General features: G+C 58.3%; 7 protein-coding genes and 6 pseudogenes. 6 read left to right on the top strand and 7 right to left on the bottom strand.

Going from position 1 to position 11,303, the window contains the following annotated elements:
• The 4 genes and pseudogenes from GA0061099_RS37760 to GA0061099_RS37770 all read left to right on the top strand — a co-directional run.
• The coding region (locus GA0061099_RS37760) for an IS5 family transposase (RefSeq protein ID WP_074448590.1) at positions 1–338 on the top strand (338 nt) is incomplete at its 5' end.
• 152 nt (positions 339–490) lie between these two features.
• A pseudogene (locus GA0061099_RS37765) lies at positions 491–719 on the top strand (IS256 family transposase); the annotation flags it as partial.
• Between the two features lie 103 nt (positions 720–822).
• Positions 823–990: a hypothetical protein gene (locus GA0061099_RS41730; protein ID WP_157786120.1), complete on the top strand. Its 168-nt coding sequence runs from the start codon at positions 823–825 to the stop codon at positions 988–990.
• Between the two features lie 138 nt (positions 991–1,128).
• Positions 1,129–1,419 carry a DUF3768 domain-containing protein gene (locus tag GA0061099_RS37770; RefSeq protein ID WP_050996341.1) on the top strand — a complete coding sequence of 97 codons (291 nt, stop codon included), beginning with the start codon at positions 1,129–1,131 and terminating at the stop codon, positions 1,417–1,419.
• Positions 1,420–2,603: 1,184 nt separating this feature from the next.
• On the opposite strand, the pseudogene GA0061099_RS37780 reads toward GA0061099_RS37770, so the two are convergent.
• The 4 genes and pseudogenes from GA0061099_RS37780 to GA0061099_RS43305 all read right to left on the bottom strand — a co-directional run.
• Positions 2,604–3,632: pseudogene (locus tag GA0061099_RS37780) on the bottom strand (IS3 family transposase); the annotation flags it as partial.
• 138 nt (positions 3,633–3,770) lie between these two features.
• Positions 3,771–4,169, bottom strand: coding sequence for an avidin/streptavidin family protein (locus GA0061099_RS43300; RefSeq protein ID WP_036032120.1), 399 nt, complete (start codon positions 4,167–4,169; stop codon positions 3,771–3,773).
• Positions 4,170–4,399: 230 nt separating this feature from the next.
• Positions 4,400–4,687: a c-type cytochrome gene (locus tag GA0061099_RS43050; RefSeq protein ID WP_338107409.1), complete on the bottom strand. Its 288-nt coding sequence runs from the start codon at positions 4,685–4,687 to the stop codon at positions 4,400–4,402.
• Between the two features lie 821 nt (positions 4,688–5,508).
• Positions 5,509–5,704, bottom strand: a pseudogene (locus GA0061099_RS43305) (IS110 family transposase); the annotation flags it as partial.
• A 105-nt stretch (positions 5,705–5,809) separates the two neighbouring features.
• Here GA0061099_RS43305 and GA0061099_RS37800 point away from each other — a divergent pair.
• The gene (locus GA0061099_RS37800; protein WP_036032126.1) at positions 5,810–6,013 is read left to right on the top strand and encodes a transposase; all 204 of its coding nucleotides are present in this window, start codon (positions 5,810–5,812) and stop codon (positions 6,011–6,013) included.
• A 388-nt stretch (positions 6,014–6,401) separates the two neighbouring features.
• On the opposite strand, the pseudogene GA0061099_RS41930 reads toward GA0061099_RS37800, so the two are convergent.
• The 3 genes and pseudogenes from GA0061099_RS41930 to GA0061099_RS37815 form a co-directional block, all read right to left on the bottom strand.
• Positions 6,402–6,959: pseudogene (locus GA0061099_RS41930) on the bottom strand (PLL family lectin); the annotation flags it as partial.
• A gap of 367 nt (positions 6,960–7,326) precedes the next feature.
• Positions 7,327–7,437, bottom strand: a pseudogene (locus GA0061099_RS37810) (transposase); the annotation flags it as partial.
• A gap of 738 nt (positions 7,438–8,175) precedes the next feature.
• A complete protein-coding gene (locus GA0061099_RS37815) occupies positions 8,176–9,006 on the bottom strand; it encodes a nodulate formation efficiency C protein (protein WP_100213463.1) in 831 nt (276 codons plus the stop codon).
• A 1,902-nt stretch (positions 9,007–10,908) separates the two neighbouring features.
• Between GA0061099_RS37815 and GA0061099_RS37820 the strand changes: the two are divergent.
• Positions 10,909–11,303: pseudogene (locus GA0061099_RS37820) on the top strand (transposase); the annotation flags it as partial.

The raw sequence follows: 11,303 nt of genomic DNA on the forward strand, positions 1-11,303 counted from the left end.
ATCTCACTCCAGGCCAGGACGCTGATATTGCCGCAGCGCCAGCCCTTTTGGAACTCGCGCCACCCATGTCTGCCCTCATTGGCGACAAAGGGTACGACGGCGATGGCTTTCGAGCCGAAATCGTCGATCGTGGTGCCAAGCCCGTCATTCCAAACAAATCCAACAGGGTCACTCTCCACAGCTTCAGCAAACGCGCCTACAAGGGGCGCAACGTCATCGAGCGCTGTTTCTGCCGCCTCAAGGATTTCAGGCGTGTCGCAACTCGCTACGACAAACTAGCCACGAACTTCTTGGCTGCCGTCCATCTCGCCGCCATCGTTGCCTATTGGATCAATTGAGTCCGAGCCCTAACTCGAGCTCTCGGCTCATCGTGTGCATCGGCCTGTCCGCACTTCGTGCTCCCGGTGCCTCTGTCCCGATGGTCGCACCATACGCCACGATGTAGGAACACCGCAGCGGAACGTTGGCACCGAGCCATCTCATACCGGTTACCAATCCCATCGAAAGCGTGTTCGCGACCGTGCGGCACAGAACGGTGCGCACCAAGGGCTCGTTGTCGCCGACCACCGCCAAGCCTGATGGTGTTCAAGCTGGTCATCGCCGCATCAAAGACCTGCCGGCGGCTCAACGGCACAAATCCAATGCCCAAGGTCATCGCAGGTGTCAGATTTAATGACGGCATCGAGGTCATCCAAATGCCGGAAAACCACGCCGCCTGATCACCTCGTCACCCAAAATCCCGCATAGCTCCAGTAGTGGACGCTCGCTCCGCCTCGGAACGAGCACCCGAATGGGTCGGAAGCTCGTAGCGAGGAGGACACGATGTCCAACATTTCTCTTGCCGAGAGAGTTCAAACGAGCCCCGCGATCTGCATGACGGCGGGGTGCAACAACACGGCCGACATGGAGCCCGATCAAGACCAGGGCTTCTGCGAAGCATGTGGTGGCAAGACGATCGTCTCGGCACTTGTGCTCGCCGGCCTGATCTAGGAGGGTGGCGATGCTGGTTCGCAACTACTACCACCCCGAAGAGTGCACGCGAGTGGAGCGACGTGTGGTCCGCATGACGCCCTACAGGCGCGAGGACGCGGAGGAGTGCGATGATGAATAGTATCGCCCTTCTGAACGATGCCTTCCGGCGCACTTCGGTGGCGGCAAGGCAATGATGACAATCGGAGCCGCCGAGCTACCCGACTGCGTAAGGCCGAGGCGCTCCGTCAGGTGGCGGATTTCTCCGGGTTTACAGAGGAGAACGATTCTCATGGCGAGCACGGCTTCGGAAGCTTCGACTTGGTGGGTCAAAAGTTCTTCTGGAAGATCGACTACGACGACAGGAAGATGCAGCAAGGCTCCGAAGATCCAAGCGACTCGGAAAGGACATTGCGTGTCCTCAGGCTGATGTTGGCAAGCGAGTACTGAACAGAACAAGAAATGGTCGCCTCCTATCCAGACGCTGCGGAAGAATGCTCCAGCAGGACGAAGCACCGTGGCGGGGAACATCGGAAGCCCTGCCGAACCCTCAGGGTTAAGCGCGCGATCAGTGCGGACATTTGCCTCGGACACTGCTTGTCCAGCCCTCGCCACGGCGAGGGCTTTGTATGGATCCTGAATGGTAAGTAGGCTGCTCTAGGATTCGTTCAGATCACATGACTCGGAGGCGCATTTGTCTAGCGAGCGATATGGAGATGACACCGAACAGATCTCTTTTCCGCGGAGGCGGAGTGGCGCAATGGGATCTGCATGTGCATAGCCCAGCGTCAAACAATTTCAGCGGCGATTGGCCGGCATTTGTCATTCAGCTCGGAACCTCCGACCGGCGTTACTAGGATCCCCGGTATCGTATGTCCGAACACAAACGCGGAGCCTTGCTTACCATCGAGGTGGCGTTCTCGGCTCTTACGCTATCGCTACCGCTCACCAAAAACTCGTTCAGTAAGTGCTGTTTGATTGTCGCGGCCTCCCGCTCTCCCTGTGAGGCAAGCCAAAGAATGCGCTCCGCGATCTCCAGCGCAGAGCGGTGCTCCTGCCCGATGAACGTGGAGCTAGCAAGTACTTCATCAAGGACGTTGCGGAGCATCTGCACCGTAGCAGTGTCGTAAACCATGCGCGAATACCCATCCCGACAAATCAATGAGCCAAAAAACACTGCGCGTCACTCCGACCAGCAGCGGCAAGTTGTCGGACCAAGCTACGTAGCACGCTTTGATTGCAGGTTTATGACCGAGCGTTTCCTCGTGACACAACGCGCCTCTCTCTGCACTGACAGGGTATACCCGTCCTACCGTCGGGATTGGGACATCGATGTCTTGAGGATGACGTAGTTTAAATTGTCTAGCGGCTCTTGCCTGAGTGAGAACTTCGAGTGTCCGTGTCAGATAATTTGAGACTGGCCAGGCTTTTCGAGAAGGGGGGCTCCTAGGCTTAATCGAGTTTTACGCTCTTTCTGGCCCAGGCGAGGACCGGGGCAATCATGAATCCGCTGCCATTAGCAGCCACAGGTTCCGCTGTTTGCGCTCGCGCAGACCTTGCAACCTACTTCGAACGAGGTTGGCAGTATAGGAAGCCCATCGGGTGCGCATCTGCGGTGACCTGCCACTGCATTTTCATCCAGCGGCAGTTAGAGTCTCGGGGTTTTGTACGCCAAGTGGCGCGGATGGAGCAACGGACGATCGGCGGAGCTGGTCGGGGTTGCGCAGCCGATCGTCCGTTGCGGTGAGGTGGGCGGCGTAGGCCGCGGGGGTCAGGTATTTCAGCGACGAGTGGGGACGCTGGAGATTGTAGTCGGCGACCCAATTGCCGATCTTGGCGCGGGCGTCATCGAGATCGAAGAACAGGGTCTCGTTGAGTAGCTCATCGCGCATCCGGCCATTGAAACTCTCGACGAAGCCGTTCTGCATCGGCTTTCTCGGTGCGATGAAGTGCCAATCGATGGCTGCGTCCTTGCACCAAGCGAGCATGGCGTTGCAGGTGAATTCGGTGCCATGGTCGGACACGATCATTCCTGGCTTGCCGCGTCGCTGGACGATTGCCGTCAGTTCGCGGGCCACGCGCCGCCCCCGAGATTGAGGTCTCCGGAATGGCGCTCAGGCATTCCTTGGTGACGTCGTCGACGATGCGGAAGCGTCGGCCATTGGCGAACTGGTCGTGGACGAAGTCCAGCGACCAGCGCGCGTTCGGCCTCGCCTCGACCAGGATCGGGGCACGGGTCCCCACGGCCTTGCGGCGAGCCCGCCGTTTGCGGACGGTGAGCCCTTCCTCGCGATAAAGCCGGTAAATCCGGTTGATCCCCGATGGCTCGCCCTCCCGCCGCAGCAAGACGAACAACCGGCGATAGCCGAAACGCCGCCGCTCGTTGGCGAGATCGCGCAATCGGCCACGCAGAACTGCGTCCGGCGGGCGGCTGGAGCGATAGCGGATCATCTTCCGATCCGCCCCCACAATCGAGCAGGCCCGCCGTTCCGACAGGCTCATGACAGCCTGCAGATGCGCGATCGCAGCGCGCTTTGCGGCGGGCCCTACCATTGTTTTGAAAGGAGCTCGCGAAGTGCGGGCGCATCGAGCATCTGCTCGGCCAGAAGCTTCTTCAGCTTCGCGTTCTGCTCTTCCAAGGCCTCAGCCGCTTCGCTTCGGGCCGGACTCTAACTCCTTCTGGAGGAATACGCAGTGGCAGGTCACAATCGGTACAGGCGGCCGGCTTCGCTCGGAATCCACGGCCGACTTCGTCGGAATGCGCACCCCTGACAGGAACGACAAACTTGAAGCAGTTTGGTCTACCTCCTCGTGAACAAGTCACGCCCCGTCATTTTATGAAACTGCCAGTCCGATCCCACGTAATATAGTGTCCACCCAGCTGGAATCTTATTAGCAGCTACACGACCATTCCAAATCGTGATTGTTTTGCAGTCTGGGGCCGCGGGTGCCGTCCAATTGACGTAGAAATCTATTCTGTTTGCCGTGACGACGCCTGCGACAGGGTAAGGCTGTCCCCGGCACGAAAATCCAGTCGCGTTGTTGACATACGTTCCCGCGAAATTCCCTGTTGACGGGTCTAGCATCTGGATCGAGAGAAACGAGCCCCTTTGATTCACCCATGTGGAGGGGACGGGCAACTGCGCGTGAGCAGATACCGATATGACGGCAAAGAGCAGAAGCACAAACAAGCGTGTCATGGTATTCCCCTAGGCATTAGGCAACTGCACAAGCGCTGCCAGATATAGATTCGCTCTCATGATGCGGCCATGCAATTCGCTTCCACAATCAACCCAGAAGCGCACCCGTCCACGAAAAGTTCTCGCTTCGTAGTTTCGCCAGATTCTCCAGAGGTGGATTTGCCGACGGCCTCATTTCGAGCGACGTTGGGTACCGACCTCTTGAGAATGCTCAAAGAGCGAACGACGGGTCACAGCGTCTTGAGGTATTCGAGCAGCGCCATTTTGTTTTGTTCGCTCAAATTCGTCCCGTACTCGTGGCCGCATCGGCTGTTTCCAGAATTGATGTCATTACAATCCGTGACGGATAGTGAGTCACTTTGAGGCTCCTGAGCGGCGGCAAGACCAACGTTTTCGATGTCGTACTTCCGTCCAATGCTAAACTGCGATTTGCGCTGCCCGGATGGTTTGAGCAATTCCGCTAGGGTAGGAACCGAGCCGTTATGAAGATAAGGTGCGGCGGCCCAAATGCCCTGCAGAACGCGGGCCTCGTAGGCGCCCCATTGAGGGAGTCGACTGCGCGATGCCTTTTCTGCCCCTTCCGCTTGGCTTTTTTGATCTCTTCCGAAGTGCTGACAGCGTCGAACGCCGTTACCAGATCCTGCAGGGTCGGCGGTAGTCGTACCAACCCCAGAGACTCCGGGGTCTCCGACGACCCCGGATCTGGTGACGCCGCGACCCGTGCGTTGGTGGAAGGGTCACCACCGGCTAGCAAGTGTTCTGCGATCGAACCAATGACCGAGGTCGCGAGAATGTTAAGAACCTGATCCCTTTCCTTAAGAGGAGCGGTTGCGAAGGGAATGTACGCTCCGTTCAGGACGCCTGTCTTCGCTTTCCAGGCGAGAACATCGTACTCACGTGTATCGGTACCGACGTTCTGCACCACGGTTCTCCACGTTTTGATGAATGGAAAGCGCTGCTCGCCGCCTTCAATCCCATGACAACCGCTGCATCCCCCTTCATCGGAACCTTTTTCGAAAATCATCTTACCCCGGATGGCTAAGGCAGCGTCAATCTTCCAGGGCCATTTCGGAGGGCCGATTCGCTTCACGAGGTTTTCAAGCTCGCTAAGGCCGTCGAAATTGGTGGAATAGCGTCCGCGCCCTGTGCGCTCGATCTTGTCGTGGTAGCAACGGTTAAGCCGATCAGAAAGAGCCTCAGACGGCAGTCTAGCATCTGAGGGCAGGTGATTTGGTATTAAAGCCCCATCAAGTTCAACCTACCAAGTTTTGTAGTGATGTCGGCTGCCTCTGCATCGCCCACCAATGGAAATCGCAGAATCTGCGCCATAATCCGAGGGCTCGCGCAGGGCCTCATGCGCCGCATCCAGACCCCCACAGCTGTCAGCCCGCCCTTGGCCAGCACCGCTGCATCGCGCCGGTCGGTTTTTACTCGATCCCCGGCCTTCATCGGGATCAGCGAGGGAACCACGACGTGGCAGTCGTGCCCCAGTCCGTTCAGTTGTCGCGATGCAGGCCATATCTGCAGAGTCCGGCGGGCTCAATACGGCGCGCCTTCGAGCACCCGGCGAGCCAAATCGTTCTGCAGGACTACATTCATGCCGTGACCGACGCTGAGGTCCGTGTGGACTGTTTGTCCAAGTGATCGGGGAGCTGGCGCCACAATGGTCGATCACGCCATTTGTAGAGGCCCTGCAGGCAATGCGGGGCGTCACCTTCATCGTTGCCGTGACGGCGGCTGCCGACGCCGGCGACTTCTCTCGCTTCAACGACCTCAAGTTGACGGCCTTTTTCAGCCTCGTGGCGTCGGAGTATTCGAGCGTGCAACCATCCGACGCGGGGTGAGAAGAGGAGCGCGCCAGATCCGGCACTCGGTCTGCCGCGATCCGGTGCCGGCTGAGGGCGCGCTCGGTCCTTGCGGCGCGTCGATGACGTGTGATGGCTGCAGCCCAGCTGCCGCGCAATCCGCTTCAGACCCTACCCGCACGCCCTCAGGCGCAACATCTCCGCCACGTCATCCGGCGTCTTCATCACCTGCCCCCGTGGATCAATCCACGACGAGCCTTCCGTTATTCGTTCCTCGTTCATTCGCTCTCTCCTCGGCTATCCGAGGAGGGGGCAATTCCTCGTGACGCCGAGGGAGCAGTTTTCCATGGCGTGCGACACGAAGCGTAAATCGCCGTTCAACGGATTAAAGCGGGTAACGGGGCCGAGGGCCGGTCCAAAGCCGGAATTAGCGCGCGATGAAGCGACGTTGTGTGACGACGTAGTCGCATAATGATGGGTCAGTTAGGCCGCCTTGTGAGACGGCCGACCTCTTGTGCAGTCCGTCAGGCGCGAGTGGATCGCTCAGGAGAACGCCGCCCAGGGATGCCCAGCCGGACCACGGTCCGGAGCGCGGCTTATCCTGCCAGATGTGCCAAAGCGCGTTGTCAGCCCCGCGCGCAAACACTTCCAGCCGGCCGTCGCTGTCGGCGATCGCGGCGGGATCGCTGGTGATCTGGCCGCCAAGCGAGGCCCAACCGGACCACGGAGCGGCATGCGGCTCCTCCTGCCAGATGTGCCACAACGCGTTGTCGGTGCCCCGGGCGAACACTTCGAGACGGCCATCGGAATTGTCGACCACGGCAGGATCGCTGGTGATGCCGCCGCCGAGCGAGGCCCAGCCTGACCACGGTCCGGCATGTGGCTTGTCCGGCCAGATGTGCCACAACGCTTTGTCGATGCCACGGGCGAACACTTCGAGACGGCCATCCGAATTATCGACGCTGGACGGCGAGCTGGTGAGAACGCCGCCAAGCGAGGCTCAGGTTGACCACGGCCCGGCATGCGGCTTCTCCTGCGAGATATGCCAGAGTGCCCTATCGATTCCGAGACTAAACACCTCCAACGTCCATCGGAATTCTCTGTCACCGATACCGAGTTGGTAAGCGCTGCTGCTGCATTTGTCACGACAGCCTCCAATTGTGTTATGAGGAGAACAATTAACAATGCGCAATCTGAAGTCCGCACACTTTTGCCCTGCGATGGCGCCGACAAGATGGTCTCGCGTGAAAGTGATCCCGCGTTCAAGTTCCCTGCATTCTCATTACGTTTGCTGCAGTGAGCGAAGCAACGCTTTGGTTGCACTCACCCCACGCGTCCCGGCGCTGCGCGAGAGCGTCGCTGACGCCATGCTTGCGGCACAGATCGGCAACCGACACGCCGGCTTCATGCTCCTTCAAAATCCCGATGATCTGCTCTTCCGAAAAGCGGCTGCGTCGCTTCATGCTCTGGCCTTGTTGTGGGCCAGCACGAACTTCAAACTGGATTAAGCCTGTGGGGCAAGGTCACAAGGAACGACTAGAAGTAGAGCCCAGAATCGGAGGCTTTCAATCGTACTCAAGCCAGCCGGGATTAGTCAGACTTTATCACTTTTTGGGCAACCCGTGGGCAACCACCCAGTTATTATTAGCAAAGGTGATACGGCAAAGGTGATGAAGCATAACGCAAAAGCCGCCATATGGCGGGCTTTTGCGTTGAAGAGACCAAACTGGCGGCCGAGCAAGTGAGCCCTCATACATCGACGTCAGCGGCTAAAGGTTGAAAAGATCGATGGATGTCAATCGGCCCTTTAACTGCGGGCTGTTTTCAAGCTGCCATTCTTTCTCTCCAGTGGCGGGCCGACCGCGATTGCTCCGTCGGAGCTGCTCGGGGTTGCGGAGACGGAACGGTCGCGGTCCGGCGAGACGATCGCCTAGGGAGATTGGATAATCGATGCGTCTGGCAGGTCCTACAGTGGCCCAATACTCGATAGTTCCGCTGTAGACAGACGTTAGCGGCTGATCAGTTTGCGTATTGAACAAACAGGCTCGGAACGTGAAAGCACGGCAACCGTGTTGGTCTGCAATCTTACCTCGCCCAACCGTCCGACAAACTCCACTTGAGCTTGGTTGTCGAGATCGAGTGTGCAGCACGAAGCGCAGACACTTTGAAGAGCGATGCGACTTCATCATCGACGGCGAACGTCATTTTGACAACACCTTCCTGTCCGCCTCGAACGATTCCTGATCTTTCGGGTCCGCAAGCTTAAACCAAGAGCCGGGTGCATACGTGGCGATAAGCTTGGCAAAGAACGATTGTGGCTCCCAATCTTGCCCTTCACGCTTCTCGAAAATAATGATTCCGTCGCGCGTGAAGTAACTAGGTCCGGGAACATTGCAGTCGACCGAAAGCTCGACGCGCCATAGCCCGCCCTTCGTGGTTTGCTGCTCATCTCTCGTCGGCGAGTAATGCACTCCAACCGGCTCGCCGATAGCGCAGCGGCCACGCCGCAGAAGATCGCCCAACTTGCCCTGGGCGGTGGTCACGAAGTTGAAGTTAGCGGGATTATGCAGAAAGTGACGGTTCACGCCGCTTTCGTCGTTTGTCACTTCGTCCGCGATGAGCGAGAGTGCGAACGCCTGCCAGCCTAGTTCCATCGGCTTTGCATACGGCGCCACAATTTTCACTGTGTCATCGGGCATCACCTCCCACGTGACCGTGTACTCTTCCTTTGTTTTATCGGCCCGGTGTTTGGCCCATGAAAAAATAACTGACTCGCCCGAGTCGGCCTTTTGACCAGCCTCCCATCCCCTGGGGATGAAGTGTGCTACCTTCGAGACCTTGGTGAAGATTTGCTCCGCTGTCTCACCATCCTGCGCTCGCCAGGTTGATTTGACCTTATCGATAAGCGGGTTGTCGCTCGTACGAACACCATCGCTCTTACCGGCCGGCCCACCCGGCAAGATCAACCATACGCCAAGGCCGATACAGAGACCGATAACGAGACAAAGCCAAAGCACGCGCCTTTCGATCATTTCTCTTACCCCGCGCAGCTATCCTGATATCCGCGCAAAATTGTATCTTGAGGAGAGTGGCGGCGCAGCTACCAGGACTGGTTGGCACCCAAATCAATTTCGTTCACCCCAGCCTGCTGGCGATCTGATGCAGGTGCCGACACTTCTGCGGAGCGGGCCCAAGGAGGTCCGGGGCCATTTGATCAGCTTGACTTTTAGAACAACACCTCGGCTGGCAGTGGAGAGCATGCGTAGTGTGCTTGAATGCGCTTGCCTGCATTTTCAGCTTCTGTGAAGGATGCGCCCCAGCACTACATCTCATCGGGCATAGTACGAACTGGCCATCAATTCTCATCCGAACGATTCGAAGAGCTTCGGCGTATATACAGAGCCGTGTCGGGGAGGAGATCACTGCGGCAGAGGCGTGCGATATCGCGCATCGCCTCGTCGCGCTCTATAGATTGCTTTCCCGCCATTTGCACGACGACGCGAGCGGCCTCCTTTGCTACTCCTCCGGCTCAAATCGCTCCCGAAGACTTCTGACGTTGTGCAAGATGCGCGCCGTCGTCGGCCTGCATGTCGCGCAGGATCATGCGAGCTTCCGGCCATCAACGATCCTGCCAAGAACCCCGAAGCAAATGATCTCAAGTGAGTGGATTAGGCCTTCGCTACGGACACCACTGTAATCATTTGCGGTTCGAGACGGCACTCGCGTGCGGGCAAGAGATCGACATGCACGCTCACAACGGTGGCGGCCTGCTCGCGTGCTCGCCCGATAATCAGGAAAAGCCGGACGAGCCCAGTGAGAGTGGGCGTGCGTGACTAGCGAAAATACTCTACTTCTTACCCGCCCTCGATCAGCGTGGGAAGGCCGATCGTCCTCACTGGGGTTGAGGTCGCCACGCAAGTTCGGTGGCGACGAACAAGAAGAAGGATGCGTCAACCGGCGCACTGCTAGTCTGGCAGTTAACCCAAACTGCATTGTCATTGCCGGCCCGGTCGGCAGTGTTACACCAAGCGTTCTCCGCACCGTTCGTCAAGGTGTCGGCCTGAACCCATCGGCTCCAACCCTTGATTGCTTGGACGTTGTGTCCGAAATCGATCTGATATATGCCAGCCCCTCTTGGTGTTCGCGGTGTTGTAACCGAAGCAGCCCGCTATGCTGCCGTCTGAGTTGATTGCCGCTGTCAAAAACACGACCCCTCTGGTCGGCTGCACTTAGCCCGGCGCGACACTGAGAGCGCGCTCCTGCCCTGGAAGGGTGTTGTTCTCCTGTCTAGCTGTCTGTGCGATGGCAACACTGGAAAGAGCGATTCCCAAACGCGTCAGTGCGATAGTGGCGACAGAGCGATTCATGATATCTCTCCTCTACTATTTGCGAACGCCCCCTGCCTTCAGGCAAGCCGGCGCTTTGACCAGCGTCAGCGTCGTTAGCAACGTTGGCATGCCTCCGTCGCCGATCAACAACTAGGCCTAGTAGGTGAGCACGCGCATGCTGTTGCAACTCGCGACTTGAATAATCATTCTCGAGGCTCCATTTGCTTCGGATGAGGTCGTGTCCCTGGCGTACTGAGGGATATCCACATGATTGAAAACCGGATCGCAATGGCCATCCAGGCGTTCACCGCAGCAAGCCTTCTAATATGCCAGCTTTCGACTTATCAGCGCCGTACATGACGCCCAACGAATTGGTTCGGCTGGTCTGCGCAGAGACCGGACGCGTTGGCCCGAAGATCCCAGCTCGCGGTTTTCAGACTACGATAAACTCAGGCACAGGATGAGGTCCATGTTGCCTCCCGTTCCCCACGGACTTCATTCAGCGTATCGCGGATACTTCCGCGCTACCGCTCGCGCGTGAGTGACCTTGCCCCAGGGGCTTAATCCAGTGTGAAGTTCGTTCTGGCTCACAACAAGGACCAGAGCATGAAGCGCAGCCGCTTTTCGGAAGAGCAGATCATCGGGATTTTGAAGGAGCATGAGGCCGGCGTGTCGGTCGCCGATCTGTGCCGCAAGCATGGCGTCAGCGACGCCAGCATCTACAAATGGAAGGCGAAGTTCGGTGGAATGGAGGTGTCGGAGGCCAAGCGGCTGAAGACCCTGGAGGACGAGAACACACGGCTGAAGCGCCTTTTCGCCGATGCCATGCTGGACAACGCGGCCTTGAAGGACCTCGTGGGAAAGAAATGGTGACGCCCGCGGCCACGCGGAAAGCTGTCACCGAGGCGCCCACGGGATGAGCGAACGGCGGGCGTGTAAAGCCATCGGCTGCTGCCGCATGACCATGAGATACCAAACGACTCGGGCGGACGAAGCCGGCC

Origin of the sequence: Bradyrhizobium yuanmingense (assembly GCF_900094575.1) — a bacterium.
GTDB classification, from domain to species: domain Bacteria; phylum Pseudomonadota; class Alphaproteobacteria; order Rhizobiales; family Xanthobacteraceae; genus Bradyrhizobium; species Bradyrhizobium yuanmingense.

What these genes read in the sequence shown, in the direction of transcription:
- GA0061099_RS41730 (WP_157786120.1), top strand. Translation starts at nt 823, where the DNA reads ATGTCCAACATTTCTCTTGCCGAGAGAGTTCAAACGAGCCCCGCGATC.
- GA0061099_RS37770 (WP_050996341.1), top strand. Translation starts at nt 1,129, where the DNA reads ATGCCTTCCGGCGCACTTCGGTGGCGGCAAGGCAATGATGACAATCGG.
- GA0061099_RS43300 (WP_036032120.1), bottom strand. Translation starts at nt 4,169, where the DNA reads ATGACACGCTTGTTTGTGCTTCTGCTCTTTGCCGTCATATCGGTATCT.
- GA0061099_RS37815 (WP_100213463.1), bottom strand. Translation starts at nt 9,006, where the DNA reads ATGATCGAAAGGCGCGTGCTTTGGCTTTGTCTCGTTATCGGTCTCTGT.